The organism is Pontibacter sp. Tf4, from assembly GCF_014212495.1.
Taxonomy (GTDB): Bacteria; Bacteroidota; Bacteroidia; order Cytophagales; family Hymenobacteraceae; genus Pontibacter.
Map to the genome: position 1 here is coordinate 522,356 of NZ_JACKZC010000001.1, position 17,558 is coordinate 539,913.

14 protein-coding genes are annotated in these 17,558 nt (G+C 49.1%); 3 read left to right on the plus strand and 11 right to left on the minus strand.

All coding sequences use genetic code 11. The features are described 5' to 3' along the window. Window positions 1-146: 146 nt before the first annotated feature. The gene (gene mnmD, locus H7F15_RS02230; RefSeq protein WP_185195309.1) at window positions 147-824 is read right to left on the minus strand and encodes a tRNA (5-methylaminomethyl-2-thiouridine)(34)-methyltransferase MnmD; all 678 of its coding nucleotides are present in this window, start codon (window positions 822-824) and stop codon (window positions 147-149) included. Between the two features lie 250 nt (window positions 825-1,074). On the opposite strand from mnmD, the gene H7F15_RS02235 reads away from it, so the two are divergent. Further along, window positions 1,075-1,506: a thioesterase family protein gene (locus tag H7F15_RS02235; RefSeq protein WP_185195310.1), complete on the plus strand. Its 432-nt coding sequence runs from the start codon at window positions 1,075-1,077 to the stop codon at window positions 1,504-1,506. Between the two features lie 18 nt (window positions 1,507-1,524). Further along, window positions 1,525-2,598 carry a 23S rRNA (adenine(2503)-C(2))-methyltransferase RlmN gene (rlmN, locus tag H7F15_RS02240; RefSeq protein ID WP_185195311.1) on the plus strand — a complete coding sequence of 358 codons (1,074 nt, stop codon included), beginning with the start codon at window positions 1,525-1,527 and terminating at the stop codon, window positions 2,596-2,598. Window positions 2,599-3,175: 577 nt separating this feature from the next. Here rlmN and H7F15_RS02245 read toward each other — a convergent pair. Further along, window positions 3,176-4,138, minus strand: coding sequence for a YihY/virulence factor BrkB family protein (locus H7F15_RS02245; protein WP_185195312.1), 963 nt, complete (start codon window positions 4,136-4,138; stop codon window positions 3,176-3,178). Window positions 4,139-4,271: 133 nt separating this feature from the next. Between H7F15_RS02245 and H7F15_RS02250 the strand changes: the two genes are divergently transcribed. Beyond that, on the plus strand, window positions 4,272-5,027 hold the full coding sequence (locus H7F15_RS02250) for a DUF6503 family protein (protein WP_185195313.1): 756 nt from the start codon (window positions 4,272-4,274) through the stop codon (window positions 5,025-5,027). Between the two features lie 47 nt (window positions 5,028-5,074). Here the strand turns inward: H7F15_RS02250 and H7F15_RS02255 are convergent, their stop codons facing one another. The 9 genes from H7F15_RS02255 to H7F15_RS02295 form a co-directional block, all read right to left on the minus strand. After that, window positions 5,075-6,520 carry a DUF4403 family protein gene (locus tag H7F15_RS02255; protein ID WP_185195314.1) on the minus strand — a complete coding sequence of 482 codons (1,446 nt, stop codon included), beginning with the start codon at window positions 6,518-6,520 and terminating at the stop codon, window positions 5,075-5,077. 337 nt (window positions 6,521-6,857) lie between these two features. Beyond that, complete coding sequence (locus H7F15_RS02260) at window positions 6,858-7,112, minus strand: acyl carrier protein (RefSeq protein WP_185195315.1); 255 nt, start codon at window positions 7,110-7,112, stop codon at window positions 6,858-6,860. 8 nt (window positions 7,113-7,120) lie between these two features. Continuing rightward, a complete protein-coding gene (locus H7F15_RS02265) occupies window positions 7,121-10,534 on the minus strand; it encodes an efflux RND transporter permease subunit (protein WP_185195316.1) in 3,414 nt (1,137 codons plus the stop codon). Between the two features lie 19 nt (window positions 10,535-10,553). Continuing rightward, entirely contained in the window at window positions 10,554-11,735 is a 1,182-nt protein-coding gene (locus H7F15_RS02270; protein WP_255481034.1) for an efflux RND transporter periplasmic adaptor subunit, read from the minus strand. Window positions 11,736-11,739: 4 nt separating this feature from the next. Beyond that, window positions 11,740-13,215 carry a TolC family protein gene (locus tag H7F15_RS02275; protein ID WP_185195317.1) on the minus strand — a complete coding sequence of 492 codons (1,476 nt, stop codon included), beginning with the start codon at window positions 13,213-13,215 and terminating at the stop codon, window positions 11,740-11,742. A 24-nt stretch (window positions 13,216-13,239) separates the two neighbouring features. Next, a complete protein-coding gene (locus H7F15_RS02280; RefSeq protein ID WP_185195318.1) occupies window positions 13,240-13,881 on the minus strand; it encodes a TetR/AcrR family transcriptional regulator in 642 nt (213 codons plus the stop codon). Window positions 13,882-14,126: 245 nt separating this feature from the next. Next, window positions 14,127-14,870, minus strand: a complete 744-nt coding sequence (locus tag H7F15_RS02285; protein ID WP_185195319.1) for a LytTR family DNA-binding domain-containing protein — start codon at window positions 14,868-14,870, stop codon at window positions 14,127-14,129. After that, the gene (locus H7F15_RS02290; RefSeq protein WP_185195320.1) at window positions 14,848-15,888 is read right to left on the minus strand and encodes a sensor histidine kinase; all 1,041 of its coding nucleotides are present in this window, start codon (window positions 15,886-15,888) and stop codon (window positions 14,848-14,850) included. Before H7F15_RS02290 ends, H7F15_RS02285 begins: the two co-directional genes overlap by 23 nt. A gap of 18 nt (window positions 15,889-15,906) precedes the next feature. After that, window positions 15,907-16,725 carry a LiaI-LiaF-like domain-containing protein gene (locus tag H7F15_RS02295; RefSeq protein WP_185195321.1) on the minus strand — a complete coding sequence of 273 codons (819 nt, stop codon included), beginning with the start codon at window positions 16,723-16,725 and terminating at the stop codon, window positions 15,907-15,909. Between the last annotated feature and the right edge of the window lie 833 nt (window positions 16,726-17,558).

Genomic DNA, 17,558 nt, shown 5'->3' on the forward strand with positions numbered 1-17,558 from the left:
TAAAGGATGTTTCAAGCTAACGCAAAATACTACAATATCCGGAAAGTTAAAGTTCACTTGCTAAATAAAAGTATAAATGCAAGGCCAGTACAGCTATAGTTATACTTCTTGAAAGTGTAATTAACTGATAAGCAGGCAGAAAAAAACTATAGCACAGGGCGTGTGCCACGTGTCATTTCGCGTTTTCCGGGAGGTCCGGGCAGTGCCTCTACAGTAAATCCGGCCGCTTTCAGGTTGCGCTTAAAGGCACCTTTGGCACAGTACGTTACCAGCGCACCGCCGGGGCGAACCGCTTTGTACAGCTTAGCGAATACTTCTTTTGTCCATAGTTCCGGTTGCTTTTCAGGCGCAAACGCATCGAAGTAGATCACATCGTAGTAAGCATCCGGCGGGCAGAACTCTTCCAGGGTTTCGTGTATCTTTTGCAGTGTAAAATACGGGCTTAGGTCTGCGGGCACGTTCCAGGGGGCAGCGTGCATCTTTTTGAAGTAGTCCAGCAGTTCCGGGTTCAGTATAAACTGCTCAAAGTGCAGTTGCTCCACTACCTCGGCTGTAAGCGGATATTTCTCCAGGGTATCGTATTGGATGAACGCCTGCTGGGCCAGGGCGAAAGGCAGCGTCAGGATAGCATTAAGGCCGGTGCCAAAACCGATTTCCAGAATTTTTACATCGCGTTTCTGCTCCAGGGCATGCTCCAGTCCGTGCTTTATAAACACATGCTGCGACTCCTGTAACGCGCCGTGCACCGAGTGGTAGTGCTCGTTTAGTTCAGGTACATACAGGGTGTTAGAGCCATCTTTGGTCTGGCGAATCTCGAGGTGCATGATGATGAGTGTAAGCTACAAATGTAATCATAATTAGCACGATGATTCAGAAGATTTTACGAATTATAAGATTACACTATAGTTGGTAGCGCCATAAATATTTAAAATTAGTGGAAATGATGAGTAAGCCCGGCGGCAAGAGTGATAGTTTACTGGTACTTTTACAGAAATATGCCTGATCCGTTACTAATTCAGGGAGAACTCCTGTTAACAGATGCAGGCAATCAACAACTAACAAGCAGCAATACAAGTGGCACGCATAAAAGTAACCATACCCGAACACATACACTTTACGGCAACCATACCGGTGCGCGTAACCGACCTGAACTATGGCAACCACCTGGGCAACGATGCCCTGCTCTCCATTCTGCACGAAGCACGCATGCAGCTGCTGGGCAACTATGGCTGGAGCGAACTGGGCATAGGCGGCGCCAGTTTAATTATGGCCGATGTAGGCATCGAGTATAAAGGCGAAGGCTTTTATGGACATATCCTGACTATAAACATGGCGTTTGACGACATCAGCAAGTATGGTTTTGATATTACCTACCACGTACTAAACCAGCATGGCAAAGAAGTAGCCCGCGCCAAAACCGGAATGCTGTGCTTTAACTATACCGAACGCAAACTAATGCCCCTCCCCGACGAAGTAAAGGCAAAGATTGAAACTAAAGCCGGATGATTTTTGTAATTTTGTGGTATGAATTTGATCGCAGATATTCCTGTTTTAAATAAAAAAGACATCCGCAAACTGTCGCTCGACGACCTGAAAGCCTGGTTGGTGGAGCAGGGCGAAAAGCCTTTCCGTGCCAAGCAGATCTATGAGTGGCTCTGGAAGCACTCTATCCAGTCGTTTGCGGAGATGAACAACGTGAGCCTGGTCCTGCGCGAAAAGCTGGAACAGCACTTTGCCATTAATGCCGTGCAGGTGGCTACCGAGCAGCTGAGCAACGACGGAACTATAAAATCTGCGTTTAAACTATACGACAGCAACATTGTAGAAGGCGTACTAATACCGCACGACGAGCGCAAAACGGCCTGCGTAAGTAGCCAGGTTGGCTGCTCGCTTACCTGCAAGTTCTGTGCAACCGGCTACATGGACCGCGTTCGTAACCTCGATGCCGCCGAAATTTACGACCAAGTAGTGCGCATAAACGAGCAAAGCATACGCCAGTACGGCGAAGGCCTGACCAATATTGTGTACATGGGTATGGGCGAGCCAATGCTGAACTATGCCAACGTAATGAAGAGCATTGAGCGCATTACCGCGCACGATGGGTTAGGTATGGCCGCACGCCGCATAACAGTAAGTACAGCCGGTATTGCTAAAATGATCAAGAAGATGGCCGATGATGGTGTGAAAGCGAACCTGGCCTTGTCGCTGCACGCGGCAAACGACGAGAAGCGCAACCAGATCATGCCGATAAACGAAACCAACTCGTTGGAAGCCCTGAAGGATGCTCTGAAGCACTACCACCAGGTAACAGGCCGTAAAGTTACCTATGAGTACATTGTGTTCGATAACTTTAATGACAGCCTGCAGGATGCCGAAGAACTGCTTCGCTTCTCCAAGATCATCCCATGCAAGATTAACCTGATCGAATATAACCCGATTGCCAACGCTGATTTTGTGAATACGGATGACGATCGTTTGCAGAAGTTTATCTACTACCTGGCTGACCGTGGCTTACAGGTAAACGTGCGCCGCAGCCGTGGTAAAGACATTGACGCCGCTTGTGGCCAGCTGGCTGTGAAGGAAAAGCAACAGGCTTAAACTATAGCCGTTTCAACTATATAGTATAAACCCCGGTTGTTAAGGCAGCCGGGGTTTTTTGTGGTTCTTTTTGGGTTGGGGCAGGGAAGTAATAGCTCTCGCTCGCGTCCCGCGAGTGTGCGTTACAAGCGGACTCTGGCCGCGTTAAATTATAGCTTATTCTGCGAGTAAAAGTAATACAACTATAATTATAGAATTATAGCCAACATGCTCTTTCGGACTTCCTAATCCGAAAGCTATCTGCTGCGGACATCCGTGTCCGCGCTGCTCACAATGAACGCGTACTTAAAATGCCCCGAACAGCTGAAATCAACTTGTTATAGTTTTATAGTTACGGCTATAGTTTGTTTTGCTTTTGCAAAGCAAAGCCAGTTGAAAACTGGCTGCCATGCACAGCCACAAGTTACGCTGCGCTAAACTTGCGGCAGGAACTATGAACTATAGCTTGGCGCGGCCAGAGTCCGCTGGTAGCGCACACTCGCGGGACGCGAGCAAGGGCGGTAGAGCTATAGAACTATAGTTTGGTTAACTATAGCCCTGACCGAAACACGAAAAACGAAACACCAGACACGAAAATTTACGGATTCTTGTTATACCTGCCTTCTGGTTTTGGCCGGCCGCTGGTTTTGTCTGTTTTGTCAGAGGTTTCTTCTACGGTGCGCACAAATACGGCATGTGGTTTTGGCCGGATGTGCTGGCCGTAACGCTCGGCATATTGCTGTGTAAACTCCGCCCCGAAGAACACGATCATCGACGAATAATAGATCCAGACCAGGATAACGATAATAGAACCGGCCGCTCCATACGCCGAGCCCGGGTCTGACGTGCCGATGTACCAGCTGATCAGGAATTTGCCTAAGCCAAAAAGCAACGCCGTTACCACTGCACCGATCAGCGTGTCTTTCCAGCGGATAATGCCATCGGGCAGGTACTTAAAGATCAGGGTAAACAGCAGCGAGATGAGCCCCACGGAAACTATAAAATCAATTAGCTTGATGAGCCAGACGCCAATGCCGGGCAACATATCCGAGATATAACCGCTCAGGATCGAAATAGCTGCACTCATCACCAGCGAGAACAACATAAGCAACGCAATGCTCAGGATAATGCCGAACGAGAAAAGTCGCTCTTTGGCCATGCGCAGAATGCCATTGGTTGGCTTCACTTTCAGGTTCCAGACAGTGTTCAGGGATTGTTGCAGGGTTACAAAGAAGGTTGTGCCGGCAAATAACAGGGTACCGATACCAACCCAAAGGGCCCAGCCGCTTTCGCTCAGCGTGGCGTTCTGCACTATAGTTTCTACCTGCTTGGCTGCTTCGGGTCCAACTGCCGTCGAGATCTGATTAGAGAGTTCCCCGGAAACGGCCGCCTCGCCGAGGAAAAAGCCGGCGGCCTTTATAATGATAAGCAACAGCGGCGGGATAGAGAAAATGGCATTGAATGCCAGTGCCGCGGCCAGTCGCAACGAGTCGTTGTCAAGGAACTCGGAGACCGACGTTTTGAGTAGCGAGAATATATCTTTAAAAGTAAAAGTAGCCATTAGCGGGGCGGTTTGTTTAGGTTTCTGATTACGTTCTGCTATAGTTGATAGTTGGATTTACTGGTAAACACTTGCAGGTATGGCAATTTAAGCTTCAGGAACGTATAAAATCAAACTATAAACTGGTTGTAACATGGAAAAGCACAAACATACTTTTGGCGCAGCAGGGCTGCTGGCGTTCCTGTTGGTTTTAATAAGTGTGGCTGCTCCCGCTACAGCGCTGGCCCAGGATGCAAAGGCACAGGCAGTGGCGCAACGGGCGCTTAAAAACATGGGTGGCAAAAAAGGCTGGGACAATACCCGCTTTATAGCCTGGAGCTTCAGGGACCAGTACCAGGTGTGGGACAAAAAGCAGGACAAATTCCGGTGGGAGAAAGACAGCCTGGTAGTTATACTGGATACCCGTACCAAAAACGGCAAAGTATATGCTGCCGGAAAGGAAATCACGGATGCCGGAGAAAAACGTAAGTTGCTGGACCAGGCCTATGCCCTCTGGATAAATAACTCTTACTGGCTCGTGATGCCCTTTAAACTACAGGACCCGGGCGTACACCTGAAGTACCTCGGCGAAGGCAAGACCATGGATGGCGCTGTAGCAAATATGTTGGAGATGACCTTCGACCATGTAGGCCTGACGCCGGAGAACAAATATCACCTGTGGGTGGATAAAAAAACGGGATTGGTAACGCAGTGGGCTTACTACAAAGACTTTCATGACAAGAAACCCACTTTTACGCGCCGCTGGTCAGACTATAAACCATACGGAACTATAATGCTGGCATCGGACCGCAGCAACCCGGAAGGCGACTTTACCCTCGAAAACATTGCAACACCCAAGCAGGTGCCGGCACAGGTTTTTAACAGCCCTAAGCCAATCCGGAAACTATAAACGGCCACTTATTTAGCGGCCGTTTATAGTCTGGATATTCGCTTTACCTATAGTTTATCGATCGTGGCAGTCAGGTTGCCTTTGGCGTTTATTACGGTGCGGATGGCCGTCGGCGTCAGGTAAATGTTATCGGGCTCAATGGCCTGTATCTTTCCTTTCAGCATCACCGATTCGTGTACGCGGCCCTGTTTATCCAGCGCTTGCTGCAAAGATTTATGCGCATCTGTCAGCTGGTCTTTCACTGGTATGTTCACCTGCTGCTGAATCATATCCTTAAACTTGTTCTTGGCTAACCAGCTGGCGGTATTCAGCAGTTTGTCTTTCGTTTCTAAAGTATAATCCACGTCGCGCACTTTTATAGAGGATGTGGCTGCATCGTAATATGGGGTGCCGCGCAGGTATACTTTGCCCACTATCTTTTTCGTGAACAGCCCGGCTTTTGTTTTTCCATCCACATCCAGCATCAGGGTAAGCTTGTCGCCGGCAGGTGAGATGGCGGCATCTTTTACCGTGATCTGGCTTTTACCATCGTCGAATTTATAGGTCTGGTTGGCTACCTGCTGCTGCAGCATTTTGCTGGCGTGCGTGTACGGTATATCAGCGGTTAAGCCTACCTGTATGTTGTCGGTTAGCTTATTATCCAGCACCAGTTTTGGCAGGGCTTTGTTGGTTTTAACGGCAGGTTTGCCATCGGTGGTAACGTTTATGTAAGAGGTAATGCCAATGCGCATGGCCAGCGTACCGTTGCGTAGCTGCAGCGGCGTTACGCGTACATCCTGCGGCACTACCTGTAGCCAGGCGTTCATGTCGTCGTTTACTTTTACCGGCTCCTGCAGCATGGTCCAGGCCTGCAGTACGTATTTCTTTACATCTACCTGCTTCTGTAGTTCATTGTCCAGTTGTTTGGTCAGGTTAGCCATTTGCTTGCGTAGCTCCGGCTCTACAAAGCGGGCTAAGCCAATTTTTAGCGGACCCAGCTCCAGTACCGGTTTGGTATTGCCCCACTCAAAATTGCCGGTGGTGGTGGTCTTCAGCTTATAGTCCTCGGTCAGGTTTATTTTGCTTTCCGTATTGATCACCATGTCGAAGCGGGTGTCTTCGGTCTTGTCAATGGCCGGGCAAAGCTGGCAAGGGTCCCATTTCCAGCGGCCTTTGGCATAAATGTTCAGCGGCACGCTAAAGTATAGTTTGTCTTTCTCGGCACGTATGCTGATGCGGCCATTCTTATTTACCGTTACGGCCACGTTGTCATCGTCCAGGTTGGTGTCGCGGTACAATACGCCGGCAAATTCGCGGTTCAGCATCTCTTCTATAGTTGCTACCTGCACACTTACAGGTATAGTTATAGATGAGAGCTTTGGCTGGTAAGACGGGGCCGCCGAAACAGTAGCTTCCGGGGCCTGCGTCTGTAGTTTGGATGTACTGGTGCAGCCGGTTAAGTAAAGAACAGCTGCCAGTAAAAATGTAGAGGTCGAAAACGATACGTTTCTCACAGGTTTTTAGCGTTTTATGAAATTGCGGCGCAAGTTAGCACAGATTTAGGTTAGAGCATGATTAAAATTTATACTTTGAGTTGCAAATGTGCGCTTTCGGAACCTGGCCGCGGCTGTTTCTCGCGCAATAGCGCTGCTATTCCGCTCTAAACGACCCTCGCCAGAACCCAAAATCACCTATTTTCACATTCAAGAATAAAGTTTAATCATGCCCAGATCTAACACAGCTGTTGCAGAAAGAGTGCCTGATTTTATTTGAGCTATAGTTGAGTCTACAGGCCGGAGCATAAAAAAGGCGGGAACAAACCCGCCTTCTATAGGTTAAAATGTAAAAGTTTTACGCCGCTACCAGCTCCGAATGATCGGCCACGTAGGTTACAAAATCACCAACCGTGTTAATCGGAACTTCATCCGGAATAACGATGTGGTATTTCTTTTCCAGGGCAAGTATAATATCAACTACATCCAGGGTATCAAAACCAAGCTTTTGCTCTAAGCTTACGTCGGTTTTCAGGCGGGATGGCTTTACTTTTTTTGTTCTGCTAATGATGCGGATAACCTCCTGCTCAATAGCTTTATCTGTCGTAATCATGGGTACTATTAATATGTGTATTCTCTAACTTTACCATTCACAGGCAATTCGTCCTGCTTTATCTTCAGGGCTGCGGCACGTTTCTTTTTGCCTATCAGCCTGTCTTTCAATTTCTCGTTCAATAGGTACATTACCGGCACAATTAGTAGCGTAACTATAGTTGCAAACCCTAATCCGAAGATGATGGTCCAGGCCAGTGGGCCCCAGAAAGCTGCACTCTCGCCACCCATAAAAAAGTTCGGTTTGAACTCCGTAAACAGGGTATAGAAGTTAAGGTTTACACCCAGTGCCAGCGGTACCAGCCCCAGTATAGTTGCCGTGGCGGTAAGCAGCACCGGGTTAAGGCGCGTTTTTCCGGCCTCCACTATAGCATCCTTCAGTTCCTTGCCTTCTTCCAGCAACAGGTCCGTAAACTCAACTATAAGGATACCGTTCTTCACCACAATACCGGCCAGCGCCACAATCCCCACACCTGTCATAACTATAGACGCATCCATTTTAAAGATCGAGAAGCCCAGGAGCACCCCGATAATGGAGAAAAGTACTTCTGAAAGGATGATGAATGGTTTGGATACCGAGTTGAACTGCGTAACCAGGATCAGGAAGATGATGAAAAACGCCGATACCAGCGCCAGTAACAGGAACTGGAATGTTTCCTGCTGCTCTTCCTGCTGCCCGCCCATGCGTACTTCGTAGCCTTCCGGCGTCTGGAAATTCTGCAGCGACTGCTCTATCTGTTGCACCACTTCGTTGGCGTTGTACCCGGCCAGTACATTCGACTCCAAAGTTACGACACGTTTCAGGTTTTTTCGCTTAATACCGCCATAAGTTGTGCCATATTCTATACTTGCTACCGACGATAACGGGATCTGGCGTACCTGCCCGGAGTTCATGTCGCGGAACGTGATGCGGGAGTCCAGGAGGGCGTCAATGTTTTTGCGGTAAGGCTCGGCGTAACGCACCTGTATCGGGTATTCATCTTCGTCCAGTTTAAACTTAGAGGCTTCCCTGCCAAAGATAGCCGTTCTTATCTCCTGCCCTATCTGAGCGGTGCTGATGCCTTCCCGGTTGGCGCGTTCCCGGTTAATGTTGATCACGATCTCTGGCTTGCTGTCTTCCAGGTCCGATTTCAGGCCTTCTATTCCTTCAATCTGCTGGTTGCCGATGAACTGCTCCACATTTTTAGACAGCGCGATTAACTCCGGAAACTCTTCGCCGGAAATCTCGATGCTGATCGGTTTACCAACCGGCGGGCCATTCTGTTCTTTATCCACGGTAATCTCAGCACCAGGTATCCCTTTCACCGATTCCCTGATCTCACTCAGATATTCCGAAGTAGTTTTATCGCCGGTGCGGTCCATAAACTCTACAAAAGCCACCGTTACTTTGCCTTTATGTGATTGTGCGGTGGTGCTTCGGTCGTTCTGGTCGCCTGCGCCAATCGCCACGTTCGAGATAACCGACTCCACATCCGGATTGTTTTCACCGATCACCTTATAAATTCGCTTTTCTACTACCTGTGTTACCGAGTCTGTAACTACCTGGTCGGTACCTACCGGCAGCTGAATGTAAGCATACACAAAGTTCGGATCGCTGTCGGGGAAGAAAACCACTTTAGGCGAGCGGATGCCAACTAATACTATAGATAATATCAGCAGGCCGAAAATGCTGGCAAATACACCTATCGGGCGTTTGCCTACCAGCATCCAGCGCAGTAACCGTTCATAGCCAGCCATAAACTTAGGCAGTGTGTTGTTCTGGAACTTGTTGATCAGCACGGTGAAAACAAAGCGGTTCAGGGCTACCAGTATCACTCCCAGCATGATCAGGTTAGCCGTACCAAACGAACCTATGATGTAGAAAATAATGGCTATTACCACCGCTACCCCCATAATGATCAGGAAGCGTTTGTTGCTTTTAGCTGTCGGGGCGGCGTGGTCCTTCTTCATAAAAGACACGGCAAATACCGGGTTGATGATAAAAGCTACCAGCAACGATGCCATCAGGGTTACAATGAGCGTGATAGGCAGGTAGAACATGAACTCCCCAACTATACCGGGCCAGAAAAGCAGCGGAAAGAACGGCGCTATAGTTGTAAGCGTGCCCGCCAGCACTGGTACAAACACTTCGCCGGCAGCCACTTTAGCAGCTTTAGCGATGGGTAGGTTTGAGTTATGGAAAATACGGTGCGTGTTCTCGATCACAACTATAGCATCATCCACTACTATGCCCAGGGCCAGCAGGAAGGCAAACAGCACGATCATATTCAGCGATACGCCTGTAGAATCGAACAGCAGGAAGGCCACGAACATAGAAATAGGCACCGAAAGCCCCACGAAAATAGCGTTGGTGGTACCCATAAAGAACATCAGGATGATGGTTACCAGCACAAACCCGATGATGATGGTGTTGATCAGGTCGTTCAGGGTGTGTTTGGTTTGGGTAGCCTGCTCGCCGGTAACCGTTACTTTCAGGTCCGATGGCAGCACCGAGCCTTCCATTTCACTCAGCAGGTCATCTATCTTGTTCGATGCTTCGATCAGGTTTTCGCCGCTGCGCTTGATCACGTTTAGGGTAATAACAGGTGCATTGTCCAGGCGGGCAAAGCTTTCCTGCTCTTCAAAACCCTCTCTTACGGCAGCAATTTCCTTTAACTGGATGTTGGCACCCGGCACCGATTTCACCACAATATCGCCGATCTTGTTCGGGTCTACATACTGGCCCACCACGCGCACTGATCGCTTCATTTCACCCACGGTTACATTACCGCCCGAAAGCGTCATGTTTTCCATGGCAATGGCATTGGCAATATCGTTGAAGGTAACTTTGGCGGCCTGCATTTTATACATGTCCACATCTACCTGCACTTCCTTGTCCAGGGCGCCAGCCATATCCACGCGGGTAATCTCGCTCAGCGACTCAATGCGGTCCTGTATGTCTTCGGCATAGTTCTTCAGCTGGTCCAGACTATAGTTACCCGACACGTTTACCTGCATGATCGGGAACTCCGAGAAGTTGATGTCCTGCACGCTTGGTTCCTGGTCCAGGTCGGTAGGCAGGTCGGAGCGCGCTTTGTCCACGGCATCTTTTACCTGCTGCTTCGCTTCCGATACATCCACATCAGTATTAAATTCCACCACTACCATCGAGAAATCCTGGATGGAATTAGAGGTGATCTTTTTAACCCCTGAGATAGATTTTATTTCCTTCTCGATGGGCCGCGTAACCAGGTTTTCCATATCCGTGGGCGATGTGCCGGGGTAAATAGTACCCACAAACACGGTCGGGATCACGATGTCAGGGAAGTTCTCTTTCTGAATGTTGATGTAAGAAAAGATACCCCACACCGAGAGGATCAGCGTGATAATGTAGATGCTGGTTTTGTTATTGACAGCCCAACTGGTTGGTTTAAACTCTTTCATAGTTTCAAGGATGTAGGGTTTATTTCTGGCTCAGGCTGCTACCGGCGGTTTGCTGAAACACAACAGGCTGGCCTTCGTTCAGGCTTTGGTAGCCGGCGGTAATTACCTGGTCGTTGGCTGCGAGTCCGCTCAGCACTTCGGTTTTGCCCTGGTAGGTCTTGCCGGTCTTTATCTCGCGTTTGGCTGCTATATAGCCGTTGCCTTCTTTTTTAGCCACATACACGTACTCCGATTTCTCGTCTCTCTGCACCAGGTTTACCGGTACCACAATGGTGTTGTCGTTGCTATAGTCCCGGATGCGCACCACGGCCACCAGGTTAGGACGCAGCTCCACGGCTTTGGCATCTTTCAGCTTAAGCTCCACGGTAAATGTGCGGCTGGTCGGGTTTATGAATTTGCCTACTACATCCACTGTTGTTTCTACTTCTTTGTTCAGGTCCGGGAAGTAAACTATAGCTTTATCGCCTTTCTTAATGTTTGTGAGGTATGCCTCCGACACCTCGGCCACTATTTTGCCACCGGCAATGTTCACAACTCTTATAATGCCCACGCCCGGCGCTACTGCTTCGCCTGTATTCGGGATAACTTCGTCTACCACGCCGCTAACCGGAGCTTTCACATTAAACTGATCGCGCTGTTGCTGCAGAGCCGCCAGGTTACGTTCCAAAGCTTCCTTGTTATTTTTGGCCGTAAGGAACTGCATTTCGGTGCCTATTTTCTGGTCCCAGAGGTTTTTCTGTTTCTCATAGGCAATGCGGGCCAGGTCTAAGCGGGTGCGTAGTTCAGCCAGGTTCTGCTCCAGTACCTGTGCATCTATAGTTGCCATGGTCTGGCCTTTGCTTACACGGTCGCCGGGCTGCACGCGTACGCTGGTGAGCACACCAGGCACGCGGGCACTAACCAGCACGTCCTGGTCAAACGCCACTTTGCCCTGCATTTCCAGATAATGGCTAAAGGTATCCGGCTGCACCGTTGCCACCGATACCGGCACTGTTTTCTTTGGCTTGTTTACTTTTTTGCCTTCGGCTTTCAGTTGGGCTTCCAGGTCGGCGATCTGTGCTTCTATTTTAGTTTGCTGCGCGCGCAGGTCGGCTAACTGGGTTTCTTTATCTTTTTTTCCGCAGGCAGTAAGGCTAAGTATCAGCACTATAGTTGCGATGCCTATAATGCGTGTCATTTTCAGTTCTGTCAGGTTTTTCATGGTTTTATTTTGTGGTCAGGGTGCCGTTGGCTTTTTCTAAATTTACTTTGGCTATCAGGGCGTCGTAGATGGCGGCGTAATAGTTGGTCTGTGCCTGGCGCAACTCGGTTTCAGCGGTTATCACTTCCAGGTTAGAGCCCACACCTTCCTGAAACTTGATCTTGGCTACGCGGGCAATACTCTCGGCAAGTTCCAGGTTTTCCTGCTGCGATTTCAGTACATCCAGGGCGTTGGTCAGTTCGGTAGAAGCCTGCTCCAGTTCCAGGTCGATGCTTTGGCGCAGGGTTTCGAAACCATACCTGGTATTTTCTAATTTGAGTTTAGCCTGTTGTGCCTGGTAATGCCTTCTCAGCCCATCAAAGATCGGTACCTGGAATTGTGCGCCCACATACCCAAAGTCGAACCAGTTACGGTCTGTGGTATTGTTGGCGCCGGCGCGTACGCTCATAATATCAGAAAACGATTCCCCGACACCACTGTAACCGTAGCGGGCGTTCAGGTATAGTTTAGGCAGGTATCCGGAGTTAATGTTGCGCACATCCAGGGCAGCCAGGTCGCGCTGTGTTTCCAGAATGGAGTATTCGATGCGGTTGCTATAGTTAAAGTTCTGTGTGTTGGGCTTTGTAACGTCTACCTCCACTTCGTTTAACTTGTCGGTTAACACAATAGCCTGGTTCTGCGGTAAGCCCATCTGGAATTTCAATAGGTTCTCGCTTAGCTGCATCAGGCGATCGGCTTTCTGCTGCTCTACCTTCAGGTTGTTATAAGATACACGCAGGCGGTCTACATCCAGCTGTTCGGCCACCCCGTTCTGGAACATGATGCGGGTCTGGTTCAGGAGTGTGTCCAGGCGCACCAGGTTCTGGTTCAGCAGCTCGATGCGCTCGCGGCTCACCAGCACACCGTAATAGGCTTTGCTCACTTGCTCAGCTATCTCGATCTCGGTTTGCGTAGTGGTTTTGCGTGATAGCTCGGTATAGGTTTTGGCAGCCTTCAACCCGATCAGGTAAGAACCGTCGAACAAGAGCTGGCTGCCGGTTACAGTGGCAGAGCCGGTGTAAGGGCGCACAAACGAGATGACCTGCAAACCACCTTCTCCCGGGCGTGGCTCCGGGGTAGAGTAAGTGGGTGCAAGCGTTATCGGCTGGCCGGAAGCCAGTTGCTCTGGTGTGATCACGAACGGATCGAGTACCTGCGGCGCACCACCAAAGTCCTTGGGGTCCAGTAAAGTTTTCTGCTGAATAAAGTTATTGCCTACTTCAACGGCTGCATTCAGTTGGGGCAGGCCCATGGCGCGTATCTCGCCGGTTCTGGCTTTAGCAATCTTTTCCTCGTTCTGCGCCGCCTTTAAACTGGCTCTGTTTTGCAGGGCATACTCTATGCTTTGCTGCAGGCTTAGCGGCATAGCTTCCTGGGCCTGCGCGCCCGAAAAGCTGAACAGCGCCAGTAAAGCAGCCAGTAGTGTACTTCTTTTTTTCATGTTTTATTCTGGTCAGGTAGTAGGTTATTCTTCTTCTTTTATCTGCTTGAGCTCGTTTATCATTTTATGCCCTTTCAGGGTGGCTAGGCCCAGCATATAATGTTCCAGGGTAGCCATCTGCACGCGTTTCAGGTCATATTTGTGTGGCGGAAAAAGCACCGGGTTAAAGGGCAACTCCACCTGCACCAACCGTACTTTCGCCATCACTTCCACATCCAGGTCTTTGCGGTAAAGGCCTTCCCTGATGCCGCGCAGCAGGTTCAGCTTTATCTTTTCAAACATATAGTCGTCGCGGTGCTGCATCCATAGTTTAAAAGCTTCGGGGTGATATTTCTGCAGGTCGTGGAAAACGGAAGGGTGAAACTGGTTAAAGAGCTCGCGCGTCATGGCCATGATATTGAAAAGCTCTTCGATGGCATTGGCGGAGTCCTGAAAATGTACTTCGCAACGCTGCTGCATGTCCTGCAGGTAAGCGCCCGTAGAGGCCACCACGATCTCATTCTTGTTCTCGAACCACTTGTAGATCGTCTTCTTGGACATCGCCAGGAACTGCGCAATATCATCCATCGACACGCTTTTAATGCCCCGCTGGCAAAACAGCTGGAAAGCGGTGCAGGAAATTTTCTGCTTCGGGTCGGTTCTTTCTTCTATCTCACTAGTGCTCATGATGGCGTAAAACTATGGAAACGATTTTTATATCCAAAGTTTCCGAAAGGGTATTTTGTTTAAGAAAATGTGCATAAATTTCTCATTTCCAGTTATATTACAAAAAGCTATATGATGTCAGGTAAGCCGTGTATCCAGACAAACTCCTGTGTTATATGGACTAATGCCCTGGTAAACTATAGGAATAGCCGGGCAGGGCTTGCGTAAGGGTGATGTTGCAACACAGAAGATTAATAGAAAAAAAATTACAGCCCCAGCACGGTGCGCAGCCTGGTATAACCGCTCTTACTCAGTGGGATACGCACGCCGTTTTTGAGCAGGGCAACGTGGCTGTCTTTCTCTAAGGGTTCTATGCGGGTGAGCTGGGCAATCGGAATCATATAGGAGCGGTGCACGCGAACAAACTGCGCCGGGTCGAGTGTCTGTTCGTAATAGCCCATTGTTTTCTTTTTCAGGAAGAGGCCGTCTTTGCTGTGGATTTTTACATAATCGTCGTAAGCTTCCAGGTACAGCACATCCTGCACAGGTATGATGCGAATATCGTTGCCGGCTTTTACGACAATGCGCATGCGCTCTTCGGGCTGTTTAGCGGGCACTTCGCTCAGGTTTATAGTTGGCTTGTCTATAGTTTCTATCGTTCGCTTTTCCTGCCACTTCTTCAGTGCGGCATCAAAACGCTCCTGGCTGAAAGGCTTTAGCAGATAATCCACCGCATTGGCTTCAAAAGCTTTCAGGGCATAGTTATCGAAGGCGGTGGTAAAGATCACGCCCGGTCGCTGCTCTACCAGTTCCAGCATCTCGAACCCGTTTATCTTCGGCATTTGGATGTCCAGAAAGATAAGGTCGGGCTGGTGCTGCTTGATGGCCTTTATACCTTCAAAACCGTCGCCGCACTCCTGCACTATCGTTACATCGGGGTGCTGCTGCAGGTATTCGGCAACTATACTGCGGGCCAGCGGTTCGTCGTCAATTATGAGGCACTTGATCATAGTTTTGTGGTAAGGTTACGGTGGTGGTAAATTGATTTTCGTGCTGTTGGGTTTGTACTAGGTCGGGGCGGGCGTAAAGCAGGTATAATCTGCGCTGCACCGAGTTTAAGCCAAATCCTGTGCCTTCATGCGCCTGCGAGGCATCCGGGTCAAAAGGGTTCCGAACGCTGATAACTAATCCTTCATCTGCCCGGTCCGCTTTTATGCTTATAGTTGTGTCGCCGGTGGTGCCGTACAGGCCGAACTTAATGGCATTCTCTACCAATGGTTGCAACAATAAAGCAGGTAATTGCAACACTTTTGCATCTTCCGGAACATCAACTATAGTTTGCAACCGGTGCCCGAAACGTACTTTCTCAATAGCTAAGTATAGTTCCAGTTGGGTCAGCTCCTCGGCCAGGGTTACGCGCTGTTGGTTTTCCTTTCGTAGTGTTCCCCGCAAAAAGTCGGAGAGCTGCTGTACCATAGTTCTGGCTTGCTCCGGCCTGCTCCCCACCAGCGCACTGATCGAGTTCAGGCTGTTGAACAGGAAATGTGGCTGCAGTTGCTGGCGCAACGTATACAGTTCGGCTTCACGGGCCAGTTTCTCAGTGGCGGCTTTGCGCTCTTCGTGCTGTCGCTGCTCTTTTGTATAAAACCAGAACCAGTTTATCAGCAACAACAGCAGCAGCAGCAACCACCCAAATACCAGCCGCATCGGCAACGAATCTCCAACAAAATCCAGGTAGAGCTCATGGGTTATTAATCTCTCGATAAGCAAACTATAGATCAGTGTGCAGATACCGGCTAAACCCAAACTCCAGGCTAAAAGCAACACACCCTGGCGCAACGTAGGCTGATAATAGCGCAGCCCCGTGCCTGCAGCGTAACCGGCTATAGTTAGTAGCATGTTGTAAAGCAGCGCATCTTTAAAGGTCAGGCTCAGGCTATAGTTTGCAGGCAATAGCACCAGTACAAATACCCCCGACCAGAAAGCCGCCCACGCCACACAAAGCCAGATTACCCTTGTTGGAGACATCTTTTGCAGTAGTCTAAATTAGTAGCTTTTAATATCCAGGCCGCCAAAAAGGGCAGTGCCTTTTATGATAAGGACTTTGTTTGGATCGTAGCCGCCGGGCAACATCATGCGCTTGTCCGAAACACCGCCTAATATGGCCACAACCTCAGAGCGTACTTCCCAATGTGGCGGGATGATGAGCGATGTGCCTCCAAATATCTGTGTCGTGTCCAGCACAACCGGGTGCTGAATATCTGATTGTGAAAAGTTAAGCTCGTTGCCACCAAATACGCTCACTACTTCGCCGCCTTTAAAATTTTTAGACAGGATGTTGCGCTTTACGCCGCCAAAAATGGCTGTAGAGTTCACATAATCATCTCCGGATGCCGCTGCATCTTCGGTATAATTGCTTGTGGTAACAGGCTCAGAAGTAGCTATTCCAACAGGTGGGAACGTTGTAGTGCCGGCACCGTAACGCGCATTATAGTTATAGCTGTGTCTTGGTTTAAGCATTACCCAAAGGCCGATTACGATCACTACAACTGGCCACAGGTAATTTTTAAATGATATGCCGGGTACAAATCTATCGATCAGAAAGATTAGGCCTAACGCTACCGGCAATATCCAGGCTGGGTTACGGAATGAATGTTTGAAGCCAATAAATAAGCCCACCAAAATAGGAATCATCGGCCACGAGAATAGCCAGTTCGGCAAGAAAATAAGGTTCATTTTAGAAGCCAGCAATACTAAGCCAATGCCTATTAGCAGCAACCCGGCCATTACACGGCCATTTCTGTTGTCGGTACGGTTCTTCCAGTTTTTGTAACCTTTGTTTGTGTTCAGATCTTGATTTTCCATAGTTGTTATGTTTTAATTTCTGATCAAATGTACTTCAATCAGCATGTGGCGGCTATAGTTAGTAGGCTGGCAAAGGCAAAAAGTCGGTAAGCTGCAGGGTTGCGTCGGTAAACGAAGGTGTGCTGATACCCGCCGCTCAACAATAGTATAGTAAAGTTGCTATATTATTTTGATTCTGAAAGCTATCGTTATGGATTTGTCTGAAGCAGGATTTAAAGATTGATAGGAGTAAGACCTCGTAGCGTGCGCAGCTCCTACGAGCGTCTGGGCTATAGTTTGATAAGATGTGGTTCCTCTTTTGTCATGTCGAGCGTCAGTCAAGGCATCTTATATGTCCTGTAGTTGACTTTGCCTACTACTCGAACCAAGCCATTGTTCCATAGTTTCTACCAATCCTGGGAGCTCTAGTTATCTATAGTCTTATAGTTTCGTTGGCTCCCTCCCAGGCCGGGAGGCCCCGTCTTCGGGCATCGCGCCTTTGCCTTCTTGCTATCCTCCTGCGTCGGATTGCCTGCGGCACCGCAACAAGTCAAAGGCGCTCAACCCAAAGACTGAAATCACATTCGATAGTCAATACCTTAGCTATAGTTTACTTACTGTCTCTTGGTTGTAGTAGATCATTTCTTCTCGTGGCTATAGTTCCTTGTGTCAGGCTGCGCCTGCCTGCTCGCGGTCAGTAACTATAGAACTAAAATTCAACCTATAGTAGTAAAGACTGTCCCCTTGAGGGGACTACAGGGGTGTTACAATGCTAACCATAGAACGATAAACCAAACTATAGCTGTCCAAAAACTCCCTCTCCTGTTTTGGGGGTAGGGGCCCTCGATAAAAGG

Coding starts and splice junctions, on each gene's coding strand:
- mnmD (WP_185195309.1), bottom strand. CDS start 824: ATGCACCTCGAGATTCGCCAGACCAAAGATGGCTCTAACACCCTGTAT.
- rlmN (WP_185195311.1), top strand. CDS start 1,525: ATGAATTTGATCGCAGATATTCCTGTTTTAAATAAAAAAGACATCCGC.
- H7F15_RS02245 (WP_185195312.1), bottom strand. CDS start 4,138: ATGGCTACTTTTACTTTTAAAGATATATTCTCGCTACTCAAAACGTCG.
- H7F15_RS02250 (WP_185195313.1), top strand. CDS start 4,272: ATGGAAAAGCACAAACATACTTTTGGCGCAGCAGGGCTGCTGGCGTTC.
- H7F15_RS02260 (WP_185195315.1), bottom strand. CDS start 7,112: ATGATTACGACAGATAAAGCTATTGAGCAGGAGGTTATCCGCATCATT.
- H7F15_RS02265 (WP_185195316.1), bottom strand. CDS start 10,534: ATGAAAGAGTTTAAACCAACCAGTTGGGCTGTCAATAACAAAACCAGC.
- H7F15_RS02270 (WP_255481034.1), bottom strand. CDS start 11,735: ATGAAAAACCTGACAGAACTGAAAATGACACGCATTATAGGCATCGCA.
- H7F15_RS02275 (WP_185195317.1), bottom strand. CDS start 13,215: ATGAAAAAAAGAAGTACACTACTGGCTGCTTTACTGGCGCTGTTCAGC.
- H7F15_RS02280 (WP_185195318.1), bottom strand. CDS start 13,881: ATGAGCACTAGTGAGATAGAAGAAAGAACCGACCCGAAGCAGAAAATT.
- H7F15_RS02285 (WP_185195319.1), bottom strand. CDS start 14,870: ATGATCAAGTGCCTCATAATTGACGACGAACCGCTGGCCCGCAGTATA.
- H7F15_RS02290 (WP_185195320.1), bottom strand. CDS start 15,888: ATGTCTCCAACAAGGGTAATCTGGCTTTGTGTGGCGTGGGCGGCTTTC.
- H7F15_RS02295 (WP_185195321.1), bottom strand. CDS start 16,725: ATGGAAAATCAAGATCTGAACACAAACAAAGGTTACAAAAACTGGAAG.